Here is a 25420-nt window from a genome sequence, read left to right on the forward strand (position 1 = left end):
GATTACTTACCTGCCTGCTGGTTGAGCACAGTCTTCACGCGAGCGATGTCACGCTTAACTTGCGAGAGCAGATGAGACTGCCCCAACTGGCCAGTTGCTTTCTGCATACGCAGATTGAACTGGTCGCGCAGCAAGCCGAGCAGTTGCTCGTTCAGCTGCTGTGCGGATTTTTCACGAAGTTCATTCGCTTTCATCACATCACCGTCCGTTTAACAAAGGCGGTGGCGAGCGGCAGCTTTGCAGCAGCCAGGGCAAAAGCCTCACGCGCCAGCTCTTCAGAAACACCCTCGATTTCATACAGGACTTTGCCTGGCTGAATCTGGGCAACCCAGTACTCCACACTACCCTTACCTTTACCCATCCGAACTTCGAGTGGCTTCTTGGAAATAGGCTTGTCCGGGAATACACGGATCCAGATCTTGCCGCCACGTTTAACGTGACGGGTCAGAGCACGACGCGCTGACTCGATCTGACGAGCGGTGAGACGACCACGAGCTACAGACTTCAGCGCGAACTCGCCGAAGCTGACTTTGCTACCGCGCTGAGCCAGACCACGGTTGTGGCCTGTCATCTGCTTGCGGAACTTCGTACGCTTAGGTTGCAACATTTGGCGTACCCCTTACTTAGCAGCTTTTTTACGAGGCGCTGGTGCTTGTGGTTTGAGCTCTTCTTGGCGACCACCAATTACTTCGCCTTTGAAGATCCAAACCTTTACACCGATCACACCGTAAGTGGTGTGAGCTTCGTAGTTGGCATAGTCGATGTCGGCACGCAGGGTGTGCAATGGCACACGACCTTCGCGATACCATTCAGTACGTGCGATTTCAGCACCGCCGAGACGACCGCTCACTTGGATTTTGATGCCCTTGGCACCAATGCGCATGGCGTTCTGAACGGCGCGCTTCATAGCGCGACGGAACATTACACGACGCTCCAGCTGCTGAGCTACGCTCTGCGCAACCAGCATACCGTCGAGCTCCGGCTTGCGGATCTCTTCGATATTGATGTGCACAGGCACACCCATTTGCTTGGTCAGGTCCTGACGCAGTTTCTCAACATCTTCACCTTTCTTCCCGATAACAATACCTGGACGAGCGGTGTGGATGGTGATACGTGCAGTTTGGGCCGGACGATGGATATCGATACGGCTTACGGACGCGCTTTTTAGTTTGTCTTGGAGATACTCACGCACTTTCAGATCTGCGAACAAGTAGTCCGCATAAGTCCGACCGTCTGCGTACCAGACGGAGGTGTGCTCCTTGACGATTCCCAGGCGAATGCCAATGGGATGTACTTTCTGACCCATCTCTTCGACTCCGTTACTTGTCAGCAACCTTGACAGTGATATGGCAAGACCGCTTGACGATGCGATCAGCACGGCCTTTGGCACGTGGCATGATGCGCTTCAGCGAACGCCCTTCGTTGACGAAAACGGTGCTGACTTTAAGGTCATCAACGTCTGCGCCTTCGTTATGCTCGGCGTTGGCTACGGCCGACTCCAGCACTTTCTTCATGATCTCGGCGGCTTTCTTACTGCTGAAAGCCAACAAGTTGAGCGCTTCGCCCACCTTCTTCCCGCGGATCTGGTCGGCGACCAAGCGGGCTTTCTGGGCGGAGATTCGAGCGCCCGACAACTTAGCGGCTACTTCCATTTCCTTACCCCTTAACGCTTGGCTTTCTTGTCAGCCACGTGCCCGCGATAGTTGCGGGTACCGGCGAACTCGCCCAGTTTGTGGCCGACCATGTCTTCGTTAACGAGAACTGGGACGTGCTGACGACCGTTGTGTACTGCGATGGTCAGACCGACCATTTGTGGCAGGATCATCGAACGACGCGACCAAGTCTTAATTGGTTTGCGATCGTTCTTTTCCGCCGCCACTTCGATCTTCTTCAGTAGGTGAAGATCAATAAAAGGACCTTTTTTCAGAGAACGTGGCACTGTCGTATCCCTCTATTTACTTGCGACGACGGACGATCATTTTGTCGGTACGCTTATTACCACGAGTCTTCGCGCCCTTAGTCGGGAAGCCCCATGGCGATACCGGATGACGACCACCAGAGGTACGACCTTCACCACCACCATGTGGGTGGTCAACCGGGTTCATGGCAACACCACGAACGGTTGGGCGAACGCCACGCCAGCGCTTGGCACCAGCTTTACCCAGCGAACGCAGGCTGTGCTCGGAGTTCGAGACTTCGCCCAGGGTCGCACGGCATTCAGCCAGGACTTTACGCATTTCACCGGAACGCAGACGCAGGGTCACGTAGACACCTTCACGAGCGATCAGCTGAGCCGAAGCACCAGCGGAACGAGCGATCTGTGCACCTTTACCTGGCTTCAGTTCGATGCCGTGTACGGTAGAACCGACTGGAATGTTGCGCAGTTGCAGAGCGTTGCCTGGCTTGATTGGAGCCAGAGCGCCTGCGATCAGCTGGTCGCCAGCACTCACGCCCTTAGGGGCGATGATGTAGCGACGCTCGCCGTCTGCGTAGCAGAGCAGTGCGATGTGAGCAGTACGGTTTGGATCGTATTCGATACGCTCGACAGTGGCGACGATGCCATCTTTGTCGTTGCGACGGAAATCGACCATACGATAATGCTGCTTATGACCACCACCGATGTGACGCGTGGTAATACGGCCATTGTTGTTACGACCACCAGTCTTCGATTTTTTCTCGAGCAGCGGTGCGTGAGGAGCGCCTTTATGCAGCTCCTGGTTGACCACCTTGACCACAAAACGGCGGCCAGGGGAAGTCGGTTTGCATTTAACGATTGCCATGATGCACCCCTTCCTTACTCAGCACTGCTGCTGAAATCGAGATCTTGGCCTGGCTGAAGGGAGATAACTGCCTTCTTCCAGTCATTGCGCTTGCCCAGACCGCGAGCTGTGCGCTTGCTCTTACCCAGAACGTTCAGGGTAGTAACACGCTCAACTTTCACGCTGAACAGGCTTTCGACGGCCTTCTTGATTTCCAGCTTGGTTGCGTCAGTTGCAACCTTGAAAACGAACTGGCCTTTCTTGTCAGCCAGAACCGTAGCCTTCTCGGAAACGTGCGGGCCAAGCAGAACTTTAAATACGCGTTCCTGGTTCATCCCAGCAGCTCCTCGAATTTCTTCACGGCCGACACGGTGATCAACACCTTGTCGTATGCGATCAGACTAACTGGATCGGAACCTTGAACGTCACGTACATCGACGTGCGGCAGGTTACGAGCAGCCAGGTACAGGTTCTGATCAACAGCGTCCGACACGATCAGAACATCGGTCAGGCTCATGTTGTTCAGCTTGCCCAGCAGATCTTTGGTTTTCGGAGTTTCAACAGCGAAATCCTGAACCACGACCAGACGATCAGTACGCACCAGCTCAGCAAGGATGGAACGCATTGCTGCGCGATACATCTTCTTGTTCAGCTTCTGGGAGTGATCCTGTGGACGTGCTGCAAAAGTGGTACCGCCGCCACGCCAGATTGGGCTACGGATAGTACCGGCACGAGCACGGCCAGTACCTTTCTGACGCCATGGGCGCTTGCCGCCACCACGAACGTCGGAACGGGTCTTTTGCTGCTTGGTACCTTGACGGCCGCCGGCCATGTAGGCCACGACTGCTTGGTGAACCAGCGTCTCGTTGAATTCGCCGCCAAATGTCAGTTCGGAAACTTCGATCGCTTGAGCGTCATTTACATTTAATTGCATGTCAGCTTCCCCTTAACCGCGAGCCTTGGCTGCTGGACGTACAACCAGGTTGCCGCCAGTAGCGCCAGGAACAGCACCCTTGACCAACAACAGATTGCGTTCAGCGTCCACGCGCACTACTTCCAGGGACTGCACGGTCACGCGCTCAGCGCCCATATGACCGGACATTTTTTTGCCCTTGAATACACGACCAGGAGTCTGGCACTGGCCGATAGAGCCTGGGACGCGGTGGGATACGGAGTTACCGTGGGTGTTATCTTGCCCGCGGAAATTCCAACGCTTGATCGTACCCTGGAAGCCTTTACCCTTGGACTGACCGGTTACATCAACCAGTTGACCAGCGGCGAAGATTTCAGCGTTGATCAGATCGCCAGCCTGGTACTCGCCTTCTTCAAGACGGAATTCCATGGTGGTGCGACCAGCGGCAACGTTCGCCTTAGCGAAGTGACCAGCCTGAGCTGCTGTTACACGCGAAGCACGACGCTCGCCGACAGTGACTTGCACTGCACGATAGCCATCGGTCTCTTCAGTTTTGAACTGGGTGACGCGATTCGGTTCGATCTCAATGACCGTGACCGGAATGGAGACACCTTCTTCGGTGAAAATACGGGTCATACCGCATTTACGACCGACTACACCAATAGTCATGTTGTAAACCTCATGAGTGTACGGGGCTTTCACCCGCTATGGCCGCCCATTTCAGAGCGTTACACGACTAAGACCGAGTCTTAGCCGAGGCTGATCTGCACTTCCACACCGGCCGCAAGATCAAGCTTCATAAGAGCATCAACGGTTTTATCCGTTGGCTGGACGATGTCCAGAACGCGCTTATGAGTGCGGATTTCGTACTGGTCGCGCGCGTCTTTGTTGACGTGCGGAGAAACCAGAACGGTGAACCGCTCTTTACGGGTAGGCAGTGGAATTGGACCACGCACTTGAGCACCAGTACGTTTCGCGGTTTCCACGATTTCCTGGGTTGATTGGTCGATCAGGCGATGGTCAAAAGCCTTCAACCTGATACGGATTTGCTGATTTTGCATTGGATTTCAGACTCCGGCTGCTATTCCCACCGAGCGCAATACGCCCGTTAAAAGGAGGCGCAATTCTATAGACGCCCCAGATAGGTGTCAACCCAATAAAAAAGCCCCCGCTGAGCGGGGGCTTTTTCAATTCATCAAACAGACTCTATAAAAGAGTTACTCGATGATTTTGGCTACGACGCCAGCGCCGACGGTACGACCGCCTTCACGGATAGCGAAACGCAGACCGTCTTCCATCGCGATGGTTTTGATCAGGGTAACAGTCATCTGAATGTTGTCACCTGGCATTACCATTTCAACGCCTTCTGGCAGCTCGCAGTTACCAGTCACGTCAGTAGTACGGAAGTAGAACTGTGGACGGTAGCCTTTGAAGAACGGAGTGTGACGGCCGCCTTCTTCCTTGCTCAGAACGTAAACTTCTGCGGTGAACTTGGTGTGCGGCTTAACCGAACCCGGCTTAACCAGAACCTGGCCACGCTCAACGTCGTCACGCTTGGTACCACGCAGCAGAACGCCGCAGTTCTCGCCAGCACGACCTTCGTCGAGCAGCTTGCGGAACATTTCAACACCGGTGCAGGTGGTGACGGTGGTGTCACGCAGACCAACGATTTCCAGCGGATCTTGAACGCGAACGATACCGCGCTCGATACGACCAGTCACAACAGTACCGCGACCAGAGATCGAGAATACGTCTTCGATTGGCATCAGGAACGGCTTGTCGATCATACGAACTGGTTCTGGGATGTAGGCATCCAGAGTTTCAACCAGCTTCTTGACGGCAGTGGTACCCATCTCGTTGTCGTCTTTGCCTTCCAGCGCCATACGAGCCGAACCGATGATGATTGGAGTGTCATCGCCCGGGAAGTCGTAGGTGGACAGCAGGTCGCGAACTTCCATCTCGACCAGTTCCAGCAGCTCAGCGTCGTCTACCAGGTCAGCCTTGTTCAGGAAAACCACGATGTACGGAACGCCTACCTGACGGGACAGCAGGATGTGCTCACGGGTTTGTGGCATCGGACCATCAGCGGCCGAGCAAACCAGAATAGCGCCGTCCATTTGAGCAGCACCGGTGATCATGTTCTTCACATAGTCAGCGTGACCTGGGCAGTCAACGTGAGCGTAGTGACGGATCTTCGAGTTGTACTCAACGTGTGCGGTGTTGATGGTGATACCGCGAGCTTTTTCTTCTGGTGCGCTGTCGATCTTGTCGAAGTCAACGATTGCGGAACCGAAAACTTCCGAGCAAACGCGAGTCAGAGCAGCAGTCAGAGTGGTTTTACCGTGGTCAACGTGACCAATGGTGCCAACGTTGACGTGCGGTAGGGAACGATCAAATTTTTCTTTAGCCACGACAATTAACTCCTAGCCTAAAGGGGCTGAATCAGCCTTGTTTTTTGGTTACGGATTCGACGATGTGCGACGGAGCCGTATCGTATTTTTTGAATTCCATAGAGTAGCTTGCGCGACCCTGGGACATGGAACGAACGTCGGTCGCATAACCGAACATCTCACCCAGTGGAACCTCGGCACGGATAACCTTGCCGGACACTGTGTCTTCCATACCCTGGATCATGCCGCGACGACGGTTAAGGTCGCCCATCACATCACCCATATAGTCTTCAGGCGTAACAACCTCTACAGCCATGATCGGCTCAAGCAACTCACCACCGCCCTTCTGGGCCAGTTGCTTGGTCGCCATGGAGGCAGCCACTTTAAACGCCATCTCGTTGGAGTCGACGTCGTGGTAAGAACCATCGAACACGGTAGCCTTCAGGCCGATCAGCGGATAGCCGGCAACAACGCCGTTCTTCATCTGCTCTTCGATACCCTTCTGGATAGCCGGGATGTATTCCTTAGGAACCACACCACCTACAACTTCGTTCACGAATTGCAGACCTTCCTGACCTTCGTCAGCAGGAGCAAAACGAATCCAGCAGTGACCGAATTGGCCGCGACCACCGGACTGACGAACGAACTTGCCTTCGATTTCACAGTTCTTCGTGATGCGCTCACGATACGAAACCTGAGGCTTGCCGATGTTGGCTTCGACGTTGAACTCACGGCGCATCCGGTCTACCAGGATGTCCAGGTGCAGCTCGCCCATGCCGGAGATGATCGTTTGACCAGTCTCTTCATCAGTTTTAACGCGGAAAGACGGGTCTTCCTGAGCAAGTTTGCCCAGAGCGATACCCATTTTTTCCTGGTCATCCTTGGTCTTAGGCTCTACGGCAACCGAAATAACCGGCTCCGGGAAGTCCATACGAACCAGGATGATTGGCTTGTCAGCGTTGCAGAGGGTTTCACCAGTGGTGACGTCCTTCATGCCGATCAGGGCCGCGATGTCGCCAGCGCGCACTTCCTTGATCTCTTCACGGGCGTTTGCGTGCATTTGCACCATACGACCCACGCGCTCTTTCTTGCCTTTAACCGAGTTGATCACGCCGTCGCCGGAGTTCAACACGCCCGAGTAAACGCGGACGAAGGTCAAAGTACCCACGAACGGGTCGGTAGCGATCTTGAACGCCAGAGCCGAGAAAGGCTCCGCATCGTCTGCATGACGCTCCAGCTCGATTTCCTCGTTATCCGGGTCAGTACCCTTGATCGCAGGAATGTCGGTTGGTGCAGGCAGGAAGTCGATAACGGCGTCGAGAACCAGGGGAACACCCTTGTTCTTGAACGAAGAACCGCAAACAGCCAGAACGATCTCGCCGGCGATAGTACGCTGACGCAAAGCGGCTTTGATCTCTGCGATCGTCAGCTCTTCGCCTTCCAGGTACTTGTTCATCAGCTCTTCGTTGGCTTCAGCAGCAGCTTCAACCATGTTGTTGCGCCACTCTTCAGCCAGCTCTTGGAGCTCAGCAGGAATGTCCTTGCGAACAGGGACCATACCTTTGTCAGAGTCGTTCCAGTAGACAGCTTGCATGTTGATCAGATCAATCTGACCCTGGAAGTTGTCTTCAGAACCGATGGCCAACTGGATCGGCACCGGAGTGTGACCCAGACGCTGCTTGATCTGACCGATCACGCGCAGGAAGTTGGCACCAGCACGGTCCATCTTGTTTACGTAAACAAGACGTGGAACACCGTATTTGTTGGCTTGACGCCATACGGTTTCCGACTGAGGCTCAACACCCGAAGTACCGCAGAACACAACGACAGCGCCGTCGAGTACGCGCAGGGAACGTTCAACTTCAATAGTGAAGTCAACGTGGCCCGGGGTATCGATTACGTTGAAGCGGTGCTCGTCTTTGTACTGCTTCTCGGAACCTTTCCAGAAGGCGGTGATGGCAGCAGAAGTAATGGTAATACCACGCTCCTGCTCCTGCACCATCCAGTCTGTGGTCGCGGCGCCATCATGCACCTCGCCCATTTTGTGACTTTTGCCGGTGTAAAAAAGGACGCGCTCGGTGGTGGTGGTTTTACCAGCATCCACGTGAGCGACGATACCGATGTTACGGTAGCGGCTAATCGGAGTAGTACGAGCCATAAAGCCCTCGCAAAATTAGTGAAGCTAAAATTAGAAGCGGTAGTGCGAGAAAGCTTTGTTAGCTTCAGCCATACGGTGCACGTCTTCACGCTTCTTAACAGCAGCACCTTTACCTTCAGCAGCATCCAGCAGTTCGCCAGCCAAACGCAGAGCCATAGACTTCTCGCCACGCTTACGGGCGAAGTCTACCAACCAGCGCATTGCCAGAGCGTTACGACGGGAAGGACGAACCTCGACCGGAACCTGGTAAGTAGCACCACCAACGCGGCGCGACTTCACTTCGACCAGCGGAGCGATGGCGTCGAGTGCTTTTTCGAAGAGTTCCAGGGGATCGGTGCCAGCCTTACGGGTCGCAACGGTTTCCAGGGCACCATAAACGATACGTTCGGCAACGGCTTTCTTGCCGCTTTCCATAACGTGGTTCATGAATTTGGCGAGGATCTGGCTTCCGTATTTCGGATCGTCCAGAATCTCACGCTTTGCTGCTACGCGACGTCTTGGCATGATAAGCCCTCAAGCGGTCTTCAGGTTAGCTCGGGACAGATCCAATGGATGCGTGCCCGACCTTACTCTTATCGACTCAATAAAATGAAAATCTGCAAAACGGCCGATTACTTCGGACGCTTGGTACCGTACTTCGAACGACCCTGGTTACGACCTTTAACGCCGGAAGTATCCAAGGAGCCGCGAACGGTGTGGTAACGAACACCTGGCAAGTCTTTTACACGACCGCCGCGGATCAGTACCACGCTGTGCTCTTGCAGGTTGTGACCTTCACCACCGATGTACGAGGAAACCTCGAAACCGTTGGTCAGGCGCACACGGCATACTTTACGCAGTGCCGAGTTAGGTTTTTTCGGCGTGGTGGTGTACACACGGGTGCACACGCCACGACGTTGCGGGCAGTTCTGCAGCGCAGGTACGTCGGATTTCTCGACGATACGCTTACGCGGCTGACGTACCAGCTGGTTGATAGTTGCCATCTACTAGCTCCACTGTTGTCTTGCGACGCTATTGTCTTGCAAGAAAAGCAAAATGGCAGGAACGAATTCCCGCCAAATTTAGGGGATCAAGAGTCTAAAGAGGATCTTGTCCCCAGTCAAGGCAAGGCCCCGACCTCCCCGCCCCTCGAACCTCGACAAAATGTCTCGATTCGATGAACGGAGCGATCAGGGCCTTACGCTCATTTATCGCAGAACTCAGTTACCGCTTGAGTTCAGCGCTTCGGTCAGTGCAGCTTCCACTTCACTGGCGCTTACGCGCAATGGCTTGTCTGCTTCACGACGACGCTTGCGCTCGCTGTGATATGCCAGGCCGGTACCTGCCGGGATCAGACGACCCACGACCACGTTTTCTTTCAGGCCGCGCAGGTAATCGCGCTTGCCGGTGACTGCCGCTTCGGTCAGTACGCGGGTGGTTTCCTGGAAGGAAGCCGCCGAGATGAACGATTCGGTGGACAACGACGCCTTGGTGATACCCAGCAGAACGCGAGTGTACTTGGAGACGAACTTGTCTTCGCCGCCCAGACGCTCGTTTTCTACCAGTACGTGAGTCAGTTCCATCTGGTCGCCCTTGATGAAACTGGAATCGCCGGATTCAGCGATTTCAACTTTACGCAGCATCTGACGCAGGATGGTCTCGATGTGCTTGTCGTTGATCTTCACGCCTTGCAGACGGTAAACGTCCTGGATCTCGTTCACGATGTACTTGGCCAGCGCGCTCACACCCAGCAGACGCAGGATGTCGTGCGGATCGCTTGGACCGTCGGAGATAACTTCGCCGCGGTTTACCTGTTCGCCTTCGAACACGTTCAGGTGACGCCACTTCGGAATCAGCTCTTCGTACGGATCGCTACCGTCGTTCGGGGTAATAACCAGACGGCGCTTGCCTTTGGTCTCTTTACCGAACGCGATGGTGCCGCTGACTTCAGCCAGAATCGACGCTTCTTTCGGACGACGAGCTTCGAACAAGTCGGCAACACGCGGCAGACCACCGGTGATGTCACGGGTCTTCGAAGTTTCTTGCGGGATACGCGCGATAACATCACCGATCGCGATCTTCGCACCATCCGCTACACCGACCAGGGCGTTGGCTGGCAGGAAGTACTGAGCGATAACGTCAGTGCCTGGCAGCAACAGATCCTTGCCGTTGTCGTCAACCATCTTCACTGCTGGACGAATCTCTTTGCCCGCAGCTGGACGATCTTTCGCGTCGAGTACTTCAATGTTGGTCATACCGGTCAATTCGTCAGTCTGACGCTTGATCGTGATGCCTTCTTCCATGCCCACGTAGGTCACGGTACCTTTCATTTCGGTAACGATTGGGTGAGTGTGCGGATCCCACTTGGCCACGATTGCGCCAGCGTCGACCTTGTCACCTTCTTTAACCGAAATCACAGCACCGTACGGCAGCTTGTAACGCTCGCGCTCACGACCGAAGTCATCAGCGATTGCCAGCTCACCGGAACGGGACACAGCAACCAGGTGGCCGTCCACTCGCTCCACGTGCTTCAAATTGTGCAGACGAACGGTACCGCCATTCTTCACCTGAACGCTGTCCGCAGCGGAAGTACGGCTTACCGCACCACCGATGTGGAACGTACGCATCGTCAGCTGGGTACCCGGCTCACCGATGGACTGGGCAGCGATAACGCCGACCGCTTCACCGATGTTCACCTGGTGACCACGAGCCAGATCACGGCCGTAGCACTTGGCGCAAATGCCATAGCGGGTTTCGCAGCTGATCGGCGAACGCACGATCACTTCATCGATGCTGTTCAGCTCGATGAACTCGACCCACTTCTCGTCTACCAGAGTACCGGCCGGAACGATAACGTCCTCGGTGCCTGGCTTGAATACGTCACGGGCAATAACACGACCCAATACGCGCTCACCCAACGGCTCTACAACGTCACCGCCTTCAATGTGCGGAGTCATCAGCAGACCGTGTTCGGTGCCGCAATCGATCTCGGTTACAACCAGATCCTGCGCCACGTCTACCAGACGACGAGTCAGGTAACCGGAGTTCGCAGTTTTCAACGCGGTATCCGCCAGACCTTTACGAGCACCGTGAGTTGAGATGAAGTACTGAAGTACGCTCAAACCTTCACGGAAGTTCGCAGTAATCGGCGTTTCGATGATGGAACCGTCCGGCTTGGCCATCAGACCACGCATACCGGCCAGCTGACGAATCTGTGCTGCGGAACCCCGTGCACCCGAGTCGGCCATCATGTACATCGAGTTGAAAGACTCTTGATCGACTTCAACGCCGTGACGGTCGATCACCTTCTCTTTCGAGAGGTTGGCCATCATTGCCTTGGAAACTTCGTCGTTCGCTTTCGACCAAAGGTCGATCACTTTGTTGTACTTCTCGCCCTGGGTTACCAGGCCGGAGGCGTACTGGCTCTCGATCTCTTTCACTTCGTCGGTGGCAGCACCGATGATGCGGGCTTTTTCATCCGGGATAACGAAGTCGTTAACACCGATGGAAACGCCGGAGATGGTCGAGTAAGCGAAACCGGTGTACATCAACTGGTCAGCGAAGATCACAGTCTCTTTCAAACCAACCACGCGGTAGCACTGGTTGATCAGTTTGGAGATTGCCTTCTTCTTCATCGGCAGGTTGACGACGTCGTACGACAGACCTTTTGGCACAACCTGGAACAGCAGCGCACGGCCGACAGTGGTGTCGACGATACGGGTGCCGCTTACGCTGTTGCCGTCACGGTCGTTGACGGTTTCGTTGATACGTACTTTAACCTTGGCGTGCAGTGCGGCTTCGCCGGCACGGAACACACGGTCAACTTCCTGCAGATCCGCGAACACACGACCTTCGCCTTTGGCGTTGATCGCTTCACGAGTCATGTAGTAGAGACCCAATACAACGTCCTGCGACGGAACGATGATTGGCTCACCGTTGGCAGGCGACAGAATGTTGTTGGTCGACATCATCAACGCACGCGCTTCCAACTGGGCTTCCAGTGTCAGCGGTACGTGCACGGCCATTTGGTCGCCGTCGAAGTCGGCGTTGTACGCGGCGCAGACCAGAGGGTGCAGCTGGATAGCCTTACCTTCGATCAGTACCGGTTCAAACGCCTGGATACCCAGACGGTGAAGGGTCGGTGCACGGTTGAGAAGAACCGGGTGTTCGCGAATCACTTCAGCGAGAACGTCCCAAACTTCTGGCAGTTCGCGCTCGACCATTTTCTTGGCCGCTTTGATGGTGGTCGCGAGACCACGCATTTCGAGCTTGCCGAAAATGAACGGTTTGAACAGCTCGAGAGCCATCTTCTTCGGCAGACCGCACTGGTGCAGACGCAGGGTCGGGCCTACGGTAATTACCGAACGACCGGAGTAGTCAACACGCTTACCGAGCAAGTTCTGACGGAAACGACCTTGCTTACCCTTGATCATGTCAGCCAGGGATTTCAGAGGACGCTTGTTGGAACCTGTGATAGCGCGACCACGACGACCGTTGTCGAGCAGAGCATCGACCGCTTCCTGCAACATACGCTTTTCGTTGCGCACGATGATGTCCGGAGCGGACAGATCCAGCAGGCGCTTCAAACGGTTGTTACGGTTGATCACTCGACGATACAGATCGTTGAGGTCGGAAGTCGCGAAACGACCACCATCCAGTGGAACCAGTGGACGCAGATCTGGCGGCAGAACCGGCAGAACGGTCAGCACCATCCACTCTGGCAGGTTGCCGGAACCCTGGAAGGCTTCCATCAACTTCAGACGCTTGGACAGCTTCTTGATCTTGGTTTCGGAGTTGGTTTGCGGAATTTCTTCACGCAGACGGCCAATCTCGTGTTCCAGGTCGATAGCGTGCAGCAGTTCACGGACAGCTTCAGCACCCATACGGGCGTCGAAGTCATCACCGAACTCTTCCAGCGCTTCGAAGTACTGCTCGTCGTTCAGCAGCTGACCTTTTTCAAGGGTGGTCATGCCTGGATCGATAACGACATAGCTCTCGAAGTAGAGAACACGTTCGATATCACGCAGGGTCATGTCCATCAGCAAGCCGATACGGGACGGCAGCGATTTCAGGAACCAGATGTGGGCAACCGGCGAAGCCAGTTCGATGTGCGCCATGCGCTCACGACGAACCTTGGCCAGTGCAACTTCAACGCCGCACTTCTCGCAGATCACACCACGGTGCTTCAAGCGCTTGTACTTACCGCACAGGCACTCGTAATCCTTTACCGGGCCAAAGATCTTGGCGCAGAACAGGCCGTCACGCTCAGGTTTGAACGTACGGTAGTTGATGGTTTCCGGCTTTTTAACTTCACCGAACGACCATGAGCGGATCATCTCAGGCGAGGCCAATCCGATACGGATGGCGTCGAACTCTTCGACTTGACCCTGGTTTTTCAGCAAATTCAGTAGGTCTTTCAAGGCCTTTCCTCCTGGCGGAGCAGAGAGCGGGCAATCCTGCCCCGCTCTCGATTCGCGTCACGTGTTATTCGGTTTCCAGATCGATATCGATGCCGAGGGAACGAATTTCCTTGATCAACACGTTGAAGGACTCGGGCATGCCCGGCTCCATACGGTGATCGCCATCCACGATGTTTTTGTACATCTTGGTACGGCCGTTCACATCGTCCGACTTCACTGTGAGCATTTCTTGCAGAGTGTAAGCAGCACCGTATGCTTCCAGTGCCCAGACCTCCATCTCCCCGAAACGCTGACCACCGAACTGCGCCTTACCACCCAGCGGCTGCTGGGTAACCAGGCTGTACGAACCGGTAGAACGCGCGTGCATCTTGTCGTCTACCAAGTGGTTCAGCTTCAGCATGTACATGTAGCCAACGGTAACTGGACGCTCGAACTTGTTGCCGGTACGGCCGTCAGTCAGCTGCATCTGGCCGCTTTCCGGCAGGTCTGCCAGTTTCAGCATGGCCTTGATTTCGCTTTCCTTGGCGCCGTCGAACACTGGAGTGGCCATTGGAACACCGCCACGCAGGTTCTTCGCCAGATCCAGGATTTCCTGATCGGAGAAGCTGTCCAGATCTTCGTTACGACCGCCGATCTGGTTGTAGATCTCGTCCAGGAAGGTACGCAGTTCAGCGACTTTACGCTGCTCTTCGATCATCCGGTTGATCTTCTCGCCCAGACCTTTGGCCGCGAGGCCCAGGTGGGTTTCAAGGATCTGACCAACGTTCATACGCGAAGGTACGCCCAGTGGGTTGAGGACGACGTCGACCGGGGTGCCATTGGCATCGTGCGGCATGTCTTCAACCGGCATGATCACGGAGACCACACCTTTGTTACCGTGACGACCGGCCATCTTGTCGCCCGGCTGGATGCGACGACGGATTGCCAGGTAAACCTTGACGATTTTCAGCACGCCTGGAGCCAGGTCATCGCCCTGCTGCAGTTTGCGCTTCTTGTCTTCGAACTTGTCGTCCAGCAGACGGCGACGATCAACGATGTAGGCCTGAGCCTTCTCGAGCTGCTCGTTAAGCGCATCTTCAGCCATGCGCAGTTTGAACCACTGACCATGCTCAAGACCGTCGAGAACTTCGTCGGTGATGTCCTGACCTTTCTTCAGACCCGCGCCGCCTTCAGCCTTGTGGCCTACCAGAGCGGAACGCAGACGTTCGAAAGTTGCGCCTTCAACGATACGGAACTCTTCGTTCAGATCCTTGCGGATCTCGTCGAGCTGAGTCTTCTCGATCGACAGTGCACGAGCATCACGCTCAACGCCGTCACGGGTGAAGACCTGTACGTCGATGACAGTACCTTTGGTACCGGTAGGTACACGCAGGGAAGTGTCTTTAACGTCGCTGGCTTTTTCGCCGAAGATTGCACGCAGCAGTTTTTCTTCCGGAGTCAGTTGAGTCTCGCCTTTCGGAGTGACCTTACCGACCAGGATGTCGCCTGCGCCAACTTCAGCACCTACGTAAACGATACCGGCTTCATCCAGTTTGTTCAGTGCAGCTTCACCCACGTTCGGGATGTCTGCAGTGATCTCTTCAGGCCCAAGCTTGGTGTCACGGGCCACACAGGTCAGTTCCTGGATGTGGATCGTGGTGAAACGGTCTTCCTGAACCACACGCTCGGACAGGCAGATGGAGTCTTCGAAGTTGAAGCCGTTCCATGCCATGAACGCGATGCGCATGTTCTGACCCAGCGCCAGTTCACCCATGTCGGTGGACGGGCCGTCGGCCATGATGTCGCTACGCTGAACGCGATCACCCTTGCTCACCAGCGGACGCTGGTTGATGCAGGTGTTCTGGTTCGAGCGGGTGTATTTGGTCAGGTTGTAGATGTCGACACCAGCTTCGCCGGTTTCAACTTCGTCATCAGCAACACGAACCACGATACGGCTGGCGTCAACAGAGTCGATCACGCCGCCACGACGAGCCACGACGCAAACGCCGGAGTCACGGGCTACGTTACGCTCCATGCCGGTACCTACCAGCGGCTTGTCAGCGCGCAGGGTTGGTACAGCTTGACGCTGCATGTTCGAACCCATCAACGCACGGTTGGCGTCGTCGTGCTCGAGGAACGGAATCAGCGACGCTGCGACCGAAACTACCTGCTTCGGCGAAACGTCCATCAAGGTGACTTCTTCAGGCGCCTTGACGGTGAATTCGTTCAGGTGACGTACGGCTACCAGTTCGTCGATCAGGACTTTCTGGTCGTTCATGGTCGCCGAAGCCTGCGCGATCACGTGATCGGCTTCTTCAATAGCGGACAGGAACACGATCTCGTCGGTAACCACACCCTCTTTCACCACGCGGTACGGGCTTTCCAGGAAGCCGTACTGGTTGGTGCGAGCGTACGCAGCCAGGGAGTTGATCAGACCGATGTTCGGACCTTCCGGCGTTTCAATCGGGCATACACGACCGTAGTGAGTCGGGTGTACGTCACGAACTTCAAAACCTGCGCGCTCACGAGTCAGACCGCCAGGGCCGAGTGCAGAAACACGACGCTTGTGAGTGATCTCGGACAGCGGGTTGTTCTGGTCCATGAACTGCGAGAGCTGGCTGGAGCCGAAGAACTCTTTCACCGCCGCAGCCACTGGCTTGGCGTTGATCAGGTCTTGCGGCATCAGGCCTTCGCTTTCAGCCATCGACAGACGCTCTTTGACCGCACGCTCAACACGTACCAGGCCAACGCGGAACTGGTTCTCGGCCATTTCGCCTACGCAGCGAACACGACGGTTACCCAAGTGGTCGATGTCATCGACGATGCCTTTACCGTTACGGATGTCGACCAGAGTCTTCAGTACCGCGACGATGTCTTCCTTGCACAGCACGCCCGAACCTTCGATCTCGGTACGACCGATACGACGGTTGAACTTCATCCGGCCGACCGCAGACAGGTCATAGCGCTCAGGGCTGAAGAACAGGTTGTTGAACAGGGTTTCGGCAGCGTCTTTGGTTGGCGGCTCGCCTGGACGCATCATGCGATAGATCTCGACCAGCGCTTCCAATTGGTTGCTGGTGGAGTCGATCTTCAGTGTGTCGGAGACGAACGGACCGCAGTCGATATCGTTGGTGTACAGAGTCTCGATGCGAACAACGCCGGCCTTGGCAATTTTTGCCAGAACTTCAGTGTTCAGCTCGGTGTTGCACTCTGCCAGGATTTCGCCGGTAGCCGGGTGCACGATGACCTTGGCGGTGGTGCGACCCAGGACGTAGTCCAGAGGCACTTCCAGCGTCTTGATACCGGCTTTTTCGATCTGATTGATGTGGCGCGCAGTAATACGGCGGCCCGCTTCAACGATGACCTTGCCCTTCTCGTCCTGAATGTCCAGAACCGCAATCTCACCACGCAGACGCGAAGCAATCAGTTCCAGGCTGAGGGTTTCGCCGCTCAGTTTGAAAACGTTGGTGGTGTAGAACGCGTCCAGCACTTCTTCAGTGGTGTAACCGAGCGCGCGCAGCAGTACCGATGCCGGCAGCTTGCGACGACGGTCGATACGCACAAACACGCAGTCTTTCGGGTCGAACTCAAAGTCCAGCCACGAACCGCGGTAAAGAATGATGCGCGCGGAGTAAAGCAGTTTGCCGGAGCTATGCGTCTTGCCGCGGTCGTGGTCGAAGAACACGCCCGGGGAACGGTGCAGCTGGGAAACGATTACACGCTCGGTACCGTTGATTACGAAGGTACCGTTCTCAGTCATCAGGGGGATTTCACCCATGTAGACTTCTTGCTCTTTGATGTCCTTGATCGCTTTGTTCGACGATTCTTTGTCGAAAATGATCAGGCGCACTTTTACCCGCAAAGGTACGGCGAAAGTTACACCGCGCAATACGCATTCTTTGACATCAAATGCCGGTTCGCCCAGGCGATAACCGACGTACTCCAGCGCAGCATTGCCGGAGTAGCTGATGATCGGGAAAACGGATTTGAAGGCCGCATGCAGGCCCACGTCGCGGAACTGATCTTTAGTCGCTCCCGCTTGCAAGAATTCACGATACGAATCCAGCTGGATGGCCAGGAGGTACGGCACATCCATGACGTCCGGCAACTTGCTAAAGTCCTTGCGGATACGTTTTTTCTCAGTATATGAGTAAGCCATCAGCGTTCCCCAGCTTGGTCACCTGCTTGTTTGGCCCCTCCCGACGGGAGCAGCCAGAAAATCGTGCAAACCCCATGGTTTGCGCCACCGCATCGGGTGGTTACAGCGCCTTTATCAGCACCGACCCAGTCGGCTGCCAATAACGGAAAAAGGCCGGTGGCAAGAGCCACCAGCCATCAGCCTGTCGCTTGACGCTCGGGCTGGAGGAGCAAAGTCGAAAGTTACTTAACTTCGACTTCTGCGCCTGCTTCTTCCAGCTTCTTCTTGGCATCTTCAGCAGCTTCTTTCGAAACGCCTTCAGCGATAACCTGAGGAGCGGTATCAACCTTCTCTTTCGCTTCTTTCAGACCCAGACCGGTCAGTTCACGTACAGCCTTGATCACGTTGACTTTCTTCTCGCCAGCGCCTTTCAAGATAACGTTGAACTCGGTTTGCTCTTCAACAGCAGCAGCAGCTACAGCTGGGCCAGCCGAAGCGGCAGCAGCGGTAACGCCAAAGGTTTCTTCCATCGCTTTGATCAGCTCAACGATTTCCACTACGGATTTCTGGCCGATTGCTTCGATGATTTGTTCGTTAGTCAGAGACATGACTCAATTCCTGAATTGGGGGACGGCCTACGCGACCATCGAAATAAACAAAAAACGCGAGAAGTTGACGAGCCTTAGGCTGCAGCAGCTTCTTTCTGGTCGCGAATTGCCGCCAGAGTACGAGCCAATTTGCTGGTAGCGCCTTGAATCACGCTCATCAGCTGAGAAATTGCTTCGTCACGGGTCGGCAGAGTTGCCAGTACGTCGATCTGATTAGCTGCGAGGAACTTGCCCTCGAACGCAGCTGCCTTGATCTCGAACTTGTCCTGACCCTTGGCAAACTCTTTGAAAATACGAGCAGCAGCGCCCGGATGTTCGTTCGAGAATGCAATCAGGGTCGGGCCGGTGAACACGTCGTTGAGGACACTGTATTGAGTGTCAGCAACAGCGCGCTTGAGCAGGGTGTTACGTACAACACGTACGTAAACGCCAGCTTCACGAGCCTCTTTACGGAGTCCGGTCATTGCGCCTACTGTTACGCCACGTGCATCAACCACGACAGCGGACAGAGCGACTTTGGCAGCCTCGTTGACTTCAGCGACGATGGCCTTCTTGTCTTCGAGATTAATTGCCACGGGTTTAACTCCTGCTTGTTACCGTTTCATTCGATCGAAACCGAATGTCGTTTTTGGTGTCTGATTCGGTAAGGAACCGGGAGCACCATCTGCGTAGGCTTATGGTTTAAGACTTGCGTCGCCTACGGTCTTGGATAGCCCCCGCCAGGCAGGGACCCCAATCTTTCAATTGGCGCGAACCATCGCGCCAACTTTTGTCTTACGCGTCCAGCGAGCTCTGGTCGATAACCAGACCTGGGCCCATAGTGGTGCTCAGGGTAACGCGCTTGACGTAGATACCTTTCGAAGAAGCTGGCTTGATACGCTTCAGATCAGCGATCAGGGCTTCAACGTTTTCCTTCAGCTTGACGGCGTCGAAGCCGATCTTGCCAACGGAAGTGTGAATGATGCCGTTTTTGTCGGTGCGATAACGAACCTGACCAGCTTTGGCGTTTTTAACCGCGGTAGCTACGTCTGGAGTTACAGTACCAACCTTAGGGTTAGGCATCAGACCACGTGGACCGAGGATCTGACCCAATTGACCTACAACGCGCATGGCATCCGGGGATGCGATCACTACGTCATAGTTCAGGTCGCCGCCTTTCATTTCGGCAGCCAGGTCGTCCATACCTACACGGTCAGCGCCGGCAGCCAGAGCGGCCTCAGCAGCTGGACCCTGGGTGAACACAGCAACGCGAACAGTCTTGCCAGTGCCGTGTGGCAGCACAGTAGCGCTACGAACAACCTGGTCGGATTTACGCGGGTCTACGCCCAGATTTACAGCAACGTCGAACGACTCGCTGAACTTGACAGTCGACAGCTCAGCCAGCAGAGCAGCAGCGTCTACAATGTTGTAGGCCTTGCCTGCTTCGATTTTGCCGGCGATAGCCTTTTGACGCTTGGTCAGCTTAGCCATTACACACCCTCCACGTTAAGGCCCATGCTACGAGCAGAACCGGCGATAGTACGCACGGCTGCATCCATATCAGCTGCAGTCAGATCCGCGTTTTTGGTTTTCGCGATTTCTTCCAGCTGAGCACGGGTAACAGTGCCAACCTTAACGGTGTTCGGACGAGCGGAACCGCTGGTCAGACCGGCCGCCTTCTTCAGCAGAACCGAAGCAGGGGTGGATTTGGTTTCGAAAGTGAAGCTACGGTCGCTGTAGACAGTGATGATCACTGGAGTCGGCAGACCTGCTTCAAGACCCTGAGTACGGGCGTTGAAGGCCTTGCAGAATTCCATGATGTTCACGCCGTGCTGACCCAGAGCAGGACCAACTGGTGGACTTGGGTTAGCCTGAGCGGCCTTCACTTGCAGCTTGATGTAAGCGGTAATCTTCTTGGCCATGAGGCACTCCAATTACGGGTTCGAACGCCTCGAAAGGCTCCCCGGATACTTGCGCGTTTATCCCAGTGACGACAAAACCCCACAGCCTAGGGCTGCGGGGTTGGGATGCTTGTTCAGTTAGACCTTTTCGACCTGACTGAACTCCAACTCTACCGGGGTAGAGCGACCGAAAATAAGCACAGCCACTTGGATCCGGCTCTTTTCGTAGTTAACTTCTTCAACAACGCCATTAAAATCAGCAAATGGACCGTCATTGACTCGCACCGTTTCACCTGGCTCGAAGAGAGTCTTCGGTTTCGGCTTGTCGCTACCATCAGCAACACGACGCAGAATTGCTTCCGCCTCTTTATCGGTGATTGGCGCAGGCTTATCGGCAGTACCGCCAATGAAACCCATCACCCGAGGAGTATCCTTGACCAAGTGCCAAGTACCCTCGTTCATATCCATTTGAACCAGCACATAGCCTGGAAAAAACTTACGCTCGCTTTTGCGCTTCTGGCCATTACGCATTTCAACCACTTCTTCAGTGGGAACCAGAATCTCGCCGAAGCCATCTTCCATGCCAGCCAGCTTTACGCGCTCGACCAGCGAGCGCATCACATGCTTCTCGTAACCCGAGTAAGCATGCACAACATACCAACGCTTAGCCACGGGACACCCTTAGCCGACAATCAAGGAAACAAGCCAGCCGAGCAGGGAATCAAGACCCCACAACAGCAACGCCATAACCAGAACAACAGCCACCACAATCAGGGTGGTCTGCGTGGTTTCTTGGCGAGTTGGCCACACGACTTTACGAATCTCGGTGCGAGCTTCCTTAACCAGTACAAAGAAAGACTTGCCCTTGGCTGTCTGCAGGCCTACAAAGGCAGCTACAGCAGCAACGACAAGCAAAGCGAGTACACGGTACAGGATCGGCGAAGCAGAGTAATACTGATTGCCAACAACGCCAACAACCACCAAAGCGACAACTACAAGCCACTTGAGCAGATCGAAGCGAGAGCCTTGAGCTTCAGCTTTAGGAGTCATCTATGAAGATCCTGTGAAAAGAAAGCCAGATACACCGAGTGAATCTGGCAGGTCAGGAGGGAATCGAACCCCCAACCTACGGTTTTGGAGACCGTCGCTCTGCCAATTGAGCTACTGACCTAAAACAAAATCAGGCCGACCATTATGCCGGCCCGAAAAATACATTACAACCACTTACTCGATGATTTTAGCTACGACACCAGCGCCGACGGTACGACCGCCTTCACGGATAGCGAAACGCAGACCGTCTTCCATCGCGATGGTTTTGATCAGGGTAACAGTCATCTGAATGTTGTCACCTGGCATTACCATTTCAACGCCTTCTGGCAGCTCGCAGTTACCAGTCACGTCAGTAGTACGGAAGTAGAACTGTGGACGGTAGCCTTTGAAGAACGGAGTGTGACGGCCGCCTTCTTCCTTGCTCAGAACGTAAACTTCTGCGGTGAACTTGGTGTGCGGCTTAACCGAACCCGGCTTAACCAGAACCTGGCCACGCTCAACGTCGTCACGCTTGGTACCACGCAGCAGAACGCCGCAGTTCTCGCCAGCACGACCTTCGTCGAGCAGCTTGCGGAACATTTCAACACCGGTGCAGGTGGTGACGGTGGTGTCACGCAGACCAACGATTTCCAGCGGATCTTGAACGCGAACGATACCGCGCTCGATACGACCAGTCACAACAGTACCGCGACCAGAGATCGAGAATACGTCTTCGATTGGCATCAGGAACGGCTTGTCGATCATACGAACTGGTTCTGGGATGTAGGCATCCAGAGTTTCAACCAGCTTCTTGACGGCAGTGGTACCCATCTCGTTGTCGTCTTTGCCTTCCAGCGCCATACGAGCCGAACCGATGATGATTGGAGTGTCATCGCCCGGGAAGTCGTAGGTGGACAGCAGGTCGCGAACTTCCATCTCGACCAGTTCCAGCAGCTCAGCGTCGTCTACCAGGTCAGCCTTGTTCAGGAAAACCACGATGTACGGAACGCCTACCTGACGGGACAGCAGGATGTGCTCACGGGTTTGTGGCATCGGACCATCAGCGGCCGAGCAAACCAGAATAGCGCCGTCCATTTGAGCAGCACCGGTGATCATGTTCTTCACATAGTCAGCGTGACCTGGGCAGTCAACGTGAGCGTAGTGACGGATCTTCGAGTTGTACTCAACGTGTGCGGTGTTGATGGTGATACCGCGAGCTTTTTCTTCTGGTGCGCTGTCGATCTTGTCGAAGTCAACGATTGCGGAACCGAAAACTTCCGAGCAAACGCGAGTCAGAGCAGCAGTCAGAGTGGTTTTACCGTGGTCAACGTGACCAATGGTCCCAACGTTGACGTGGGGCAGGGAACGATCAAATTTTTCCTTAGCCATCGATATCACCCTCAACAGAAGAAATTAGACAAACAATATCAACCATTAAAACAAAGGCAGATATTTTCATATCTGCCTTGTTATATGGAGCTCTTGAGCGGATTTGAACCGCTGACCTCACCCTTACCAAGGGTGTGCTCTACCAACTGAGCTACAAGAGCAAAACACTTTGCACAACCTGCAAACTTGGAGCGGGTAGCGGGAATCGAACCCGCATCATCAGCTTGGAAGGCTGAGGTTCTACCACTAAACTATACCCGCGGAGCCTGCAGCTCACGCTTAAATCTGGTGGAGGGAGAAGGATTCGAACCTTCGAAGTCGTAGACGTCAGATTTACAGTCTGATCCCTTTGGCCGCTCGGGAACCCCTCCTAATCAGGCCGGCATTTTATACTATGCCAAACCCCTGTCAAGCATTTTCTCATTTAAAAACCTGAGGTTAGCTGCGTTGACATCGCTTCATTTTGAATCCCTGTTTAGGTCTTCGCTGTGGAGCGGGCGCCATTCTATGCAAACTATTCAGCAGGTGCAACCCCCTCACACAGCATTATTTTATGTTTTAACTCATTGAATTCGTTGGAAAGGTTTTGCAGCTGAGTATCCCCCAGCAAACGCTGAGCCTGAGGCGCGACAGACAACCAATAACCGGCTCCGGAAGCATCCTTCGACGAAGATTGCACAGCGACCCCCATTTCGGTCAACCGTTGCTGAAGAGCTGAAAGCGACTCCTGCCGGGAAAAACCACCAAGGAACAGGCACTCTTGCCGTCGAGTCCCTCGCCCTTCCCGAACATCACCTGACGTTTCGCTAAGCAAGCGGATGTCTTGCTGCGAACCTCGATACAAACTGAGAGGCGTTACATCCTTGGCCCGCAAGGGCGCCTCTTGCTGATGCCAGACATAATAGAAAACATTCAGAACAAGAAGCAGGAGGAACAACCAACGCATACAAACCTCAGGAAAAAGGACATGCCATAGCCAACCCCACAAATACCAGGTCAGGAACAACTCTGGCCTCGGGCGCGACATCTGCGACCAATACAGCATCACCGCCAGTTAAAAAGACTGCGAAATCTCCCCCCCAGTAGGAACTCGCCATTTCCAGCTGCGTCAGCACAAAACCCCGCAACATTAACGAACACCCCCGCTCCACCGCCTCAACGGTGGTACGCCCAGGCGCATTGCTGGAAAGTGCGCGCTCAGCCGCCAGATCCCCATAACGAATCTTACGGGTATGTGTACGCAACTGATTGCGCATCAATGGTATTCCAGGACAAATAAAACCACCCAGATGCTCACCATCAGCAGCAATAAAATCAGCCGTTACCGCCGTACCGAAATCAAGTACCAGGCAAGCGCTGCCCGATGCAAGATGAAAACCGCCAAGCATGGCCAACCATCTATCGAGCCCTAGACGCTCGTAGTCTTCATAACCATTTTTGACACCAGACATTTCACGAGCGGACTCCGCACACACCACCGATATACCAAACTCTCGCTTGATCGCATCGATTAATGCATCAGTCTCCTCCGCAGTCCTGACACTGACCATGCGACACTTGCGCAGCACAAGCCCACCAAGGGATCTCAAACTTTCAAGCAACGCCAGATCAGAGTCGACAACCCCTTCAGAAAAGAGAGTCCCGGGCGCAGCCGCCAGTACTCGCCACTTAATAAAGCTGTTCCCGCAGTCGAGCTCAAGAATCATCACGCAACCTCAGGCTGAGCTCACCACCACTAAAGACTTTTTCCACGCCATCCACCTTCAGACGCAGTGCACCCCGACTATCTATCCCGAGCACCACACCATCTATCTGGTTCGAACCCGCAATCAACGATACAGGCCGATCTTGCCACAAGTGATTGGCCTCCCATTCTGCCTGCAGAATCGAGAAACCATCCGCCTGATGGCGCTGGATGTAAGCATCTAACTGTTTACTCAGCTCAACCACCAAGACATTACGATCACTGCTTTTACCTGACTCAAGCCGGATAGAGGTCCATTGCTGATCAACCTCATCCGCTAGCTGCATATTCACGTTGATGCCAATACCCAGCACCACATGGCAAACGTCTGCCGGATCCCCGACTAGCTCAAGGAGAATACCGGCGATTTTCTTGTTACCTACCAAGACATCGTTGGGCCACTTCAATCCGGCGCTTGGCACACCAAAATTTCGCAAGGTCTGCAAGACAGCCAAGCCCACAACAAGACTCAAACCCTCGAGTTGGCGCATTCCACCATCGATACGCAGGACAAGGCTGTAATAAAGATTTTCAGCAAACGGGCTCACCCATTTGCGACCTCTGCGCCCACGCCCGGAGACTTGCCGCTCCGCGAGCACTAAAAAGGGCGCCAAACTACCTTGGCCGATTGCGCGCAAAGCCTGAGCGTTTGTCGAGTCGACAGAATCCAGGACGGTCACCGGCCAGCCTGGCGCCATTGCAGATATAGCCAGAGAGTCAAGCAGCATCAATGGCGCAGCCAGTTGATAGCCGCGACCACGAACTTTATGAATGGACAAGCCAAGATCAGCCTCCAGATGCTGAAGCTGCTTCCATACCGCACTTCGACTTATTCCCAGGGCAGCGCCCAGATCCTGACCAGAATGGAATCGACCATCCTTCAGAAGGTTCAACAACGTCAGCATGCAGGTCTCGCCTCACAATGAGGCCCGAATAATAGCCATGCCCCGGGCCGTTGCATAGAAATCAAGCAGATACATTTCCTGCGGGCAAAACAAAACCCCAACTGCTTTCGCAATTGGGGTTTCGGAATT

General features: G+C 54.7%; 26 protein-coding genes and 4 tRNA genes. All 30 read right to left on the reverse strand.

What is annotated here, in order from left to right:
• Positions 1-2 precede the first annotated feature (2 nt).
• Positions 3-194: a 50S ribosomal protein L29 gene (rpmC, locus tag ACWR1S_RS23980; RefSeq protein ID WP_002555481.1), complete on the reverse strand. Its 192-nt coding sequence runs from the start codon at positions 192-194 to the stop codon at positions 3-5.
• Complete coding sequence (rplP, locus tag ACWR1S_RS23985) at positions 194-607, reverse strand: 50S ribosomal protein L16 (RefSeq protein ID WP_007896757.1); 414 nt, start codon at positions 605-607, stop codon at positions 194-196. Before rplP ends, rpmC begins: the two co-directional genes overlap by 1 nt.
• A 12-nt stretch (positions 608-619) precedes the next feature.
• Positions 620-1306 (reverse strand): 30S ribosomal protein S3, encoded by a 687-nt coding sequence (gene rpsC / locus ACWR1S_RS23990; protein WP_003176422.1) that lies wholly within the window; start codon positions 1304-1306, stop codon positions 620-622.
• 13 nt (positions 1307-1319) lie between these two features.
• Positions 1320-1652: a 50S ribosomal protein L22 gene (gene rplV / locus ACWR1S_RS23995; RefSeq protein WP_003103908.1), complete on the reverse strand. Its 333-nt coding sequence runs from the start codon at positions 1650-1652 to the stop codon at positions 1320-1322.
• Between the two features lie 11 nt (positions 1653-1663).
• The gene (gene rpsS, locus ACWR1S_RS24000; protein WP_011336172.1) at positions 1664-1939 is read right to left on the reverse strand and encodes a 30S ribosomal protein S19; all 276 of its coding nucleotides are present in this window, start codon (positions 1937-1939) and stop codon (positions 1664-1666) included.
• Positions 1940-1955: 16 nt separating this feature from the next.
• On the reverse strand, positions 1956-2780 hold the full coding sequence (gene rplB / locus ACWR1S_RS24005; protein WP_003228734.1) for a 50S ribosomal protein L2: 825 nt from the start codon (positions 2778-2780) through the stop codon (positions 1956-1958).
• A gap of 14 nt (positions 2781-2794) precedes the next feature.
• On the reverse strand, positions 2795-3094 hold the full coding sequence (gene rplW / locus ACWR1S_RS24010; protein WP_002555488.1) for a 50S ribosomal protein L23: 300 nt from the start codon (positions 3092-3094) through the stop codon (positions 2795-2797).
• The gene (gene rplD, locus ACWR1S_RS24015; RefSeq protein ID WP_007918468.1) at positions 3091-3693 is read right to left on the reverse strand and encodes a 50S ribosomal protein L4; all 603 of its coding nucleotides are present in this window, start codon (positions 3691-3693) and stop codon (positions 3091-3093) included. Before rplD ends, rplW begins: the two co-directional genes overlap by 4 nt.
• 12 nt (positions 3694-3705) lie before the next feature.
• Positions 3706-4341: a 50S ribosomal protein L3 gene (rplC, locus tag ACWR1S_RS24020; RefSeq protein WP_003228738.1), complete on the reverse strand. Its 636-nt coding sequence runs from the start codon at positions 4339-4341 to the stop codon at positions 3706-3708.
• A gap of 80 nt (positions 4342-4421) precedes the next feature.
• Entirely contained in the window at positions 4422-4733 is a 312-nt protein-coding gene (gene rpsJ / locus ACWR1S_RS24025; RefSeq protein WP_003186070.1) for a 30S ribosomal protein S10, read from the reverse strand.
• A gap of 156 nt (positions 4734-4889) precedes the next feature.
• The gene (gene tuf / locus ACWR1S_RS24030; RefSeq protein ID WP_064361246.1) at positions 4890-6083 is read right to left on the reverse strand and encodes an elongation factor Tu; all 1194 of its coding nucleotides are present in this window, start codon (positions 6081-6083) and stop codon (positions 4890-4892) included.
• A gap of 31 nt (positions 6084-6114) precedes the next feature.
• Complete coding sequence (gene fusA / locus ACWR1S_RS24035; RefSeq protein ID WP_242206869.1) at positions 6115-8220, reverse strand: elongation factor G; 2106 nt, start codon at positions 8218-8220, stop codon at positions 6115-6117.
• A gap of 30 nt (positions 8221-8250) precedes the next feature.
• Positions 8251-8724 (reverse strand): 30S ribosomal protein S7, encoded by a 474-nt coding sequence (rpsG, locus tag ACWR1S_RS24040; RefSeq protein ID WP_007916467.1) that lies wholly within the window; start codon positions 8722-8724, stop codon positions 8251-8253.
• Positions 8725-8831: 107 nt separating this feature from the next.
• The gene (rpsL, locus tag ACWR1S_RS24045) at positions 8832-9203 is read right to left on the reverse strand and encodes a 30S ribosomal protein S12 (protein WP_003186084.1); all 372 of its coding nucleotides are present in this window, start codon (positions 9201-9203) and stop codon (positions 8832-8834) included.
• Between the two features lie 216 nt (positions 9204-9419).
• Complete coding sequence (rpoC, locus tag ACWR1S_RS24050) at positions 9420-13619, reverse strand: DNA-directed RNA polymerase subunit beta' (protein WP_454565241.1); 4200 nt, start codon at positions 13617-13619, stop codon at positions 9420-9422.
• A gap of 64 nt (positions 13620-13683) precedes the next feature.
• Complete coding sequence (gene rpoB / locus ACWR1S_RS24055; protein ID WP_454565242.1) at positions 13684-17757, reverse strand: DNA-directed RNA polymerase subunit beta; 4074 nt, start codon at positions 17755-17757, stop codon at positions 13684-13686.
• A 221-nt stretch (positions 17758-17978) separates the two neighbouring features.
• The gene (rplL, locus tag ACWR1S_RS24060; protein ID WP_122592624.1) at positions 17979-18344 is read right to left on the reverse strand and encodes a 50S ribosomal protein L7/L12; all 366 of its coding nucleotides are present in this window, start codon (positions 18342-18344) and stop codon (positions 17979-17981) included.
• Between the two features lie 74 nt (positions 18345-18418).
• A complete protein-coding gene (gene rplJ / locus ACWR1S_RS24065) occupies positions 18419-18919 on the reverse strand; it encodes a 50S ribosomal protein L10 (RefSeq protein WP_008081912.1) in 501 nt (166 codons plus the stop codon).
• Positions 18920-19118: 199 nt separating this feature from the next.
• The gene (gene rplA, locus ACWR1S_RS24070) at positions 19119-19814 is read right to left on the reverse strand and encodes a 50S ribosomal protein L1 (protein ID WP_003228754.1); all 696 of its coding nucleotides are present in this window, start codon (positions 19812-19814) and stop codon (positions 19119-19121) included.
• Positions 19814-20245, reverse strand: a complete 432-nt coding sequence (rplK, locus tag ACWR1S_RS24075) for a 50S ribosomal protein L11 (protein ID WP_003228756.1) — start codon at positions 20243-20245, stop codon at positions 19814-19816. Before rplK ends, rplA begins: the two co-directional genes overlap by 1 nt.
• A 117-nt stretch (positions 20246-20362) precedes the next feature.
• The gene (nusG, locus tag ACWR1S_RS24080; protein WP_007916492.1) at positions 20363-20896 is read right to left on the reverse strand and encodes a transcription termination/antitermination protein NusG; all 534 of its coding nucleotides are present in this window, start codon (positions 20894-20896) and stop codon (positions 20363-20365) included.
• A 9-nt stretch (positions 20897-20905) separates the two neighbouring features.
• Complete coding sequence (secE, locus tag ACWR1S_RS24085) at positions 20906-21274, reverse strand: preprotein translocase subunit SecE (protein WP_119426916.1); 369 nt, start codon at positions 21272-21274, stop codon at positions 20906-20908.
• Positions 21275-21319: 45 nt separating this feature from the next.
• Positions 21320-21395, reverse strand: a tRNA-Trp gene (locus ACWR1S_RS24090).
• 53 nt (positions 21396-21448) lie between these two features.
• A complete protein-coding gene (tuf, locus tag ACWR1S_RS24095; protein ID WP_064361246.1) occupies positions 21449-22642 on the reverse strand; it encodes an elongation factor Tu in 1194 nt (397 codons plus the stop codon).
• 85 nt (positions 22643-22727) lie between these two features.
• Positions 22728-22803, reverse strand: a tRNA-Thr gene (locus tag ACWR1S_RS24100).
• Between the two features lie 26 nt (positions 22804-22829).
• A tRNA-Gly gene (locus tag ACWR1S_RS24105) sits at positions 22830-22903 on the reverse strand.
• 25 nt (positions 22904-22928) lie between these two features.
• Positions 22929-23013, reverse strand: a tRNA-Tyr gene (locus ACWR1S_RS24110).
• Positions 23014-23156: 143 nt separating this feature from the next.
• Positions 23157-23588 carry a hypothetical protein gene (locus ACWR1S_RS24115; protein WP_454565243.1) on the reverse strand — a complete coding sequence of 144 codons (432 nt, stop codon included), beginning with the start codon at positions 23586-23588 and terminating at the stop codon, positions 23157-23159.
• Between the two features lie 7 nt (positions 23589-23595).
• Positions 23596-24348 (reverse strand): pantothenate kinase, encoded by a 753-nt coding sequence (locus tag ACWR1S_RS24120; RefSeq protein WP_454565244.1) that lies wholly within the window; start codon positions 24346-24348, stop codon positions 23596-23598.
• Positions 24338-25291: a bifunctional biotin--[acetyl-CoA-carboxylase] ligase/biotin operon repressor BirA gene (gene birA / locus ACWR1S_RS24125; RefSeq protein WP_454565245.1), complete on the reverse strand. Its 954-nt coding sequence runs from the start codon at positions 25289-25291 to the stop codon at positions 24338-24340. The genes ACWR1S_RS24120 and birA overlap by 11 nt, the downstream gene beginning before the upstream one ends.
• Between the last annotated feature and the right edge of the window lie 129 nt (positions 25292-25420).

This window comes from Pseudomonas sp. AIG, from assembly GCF_977020205.1.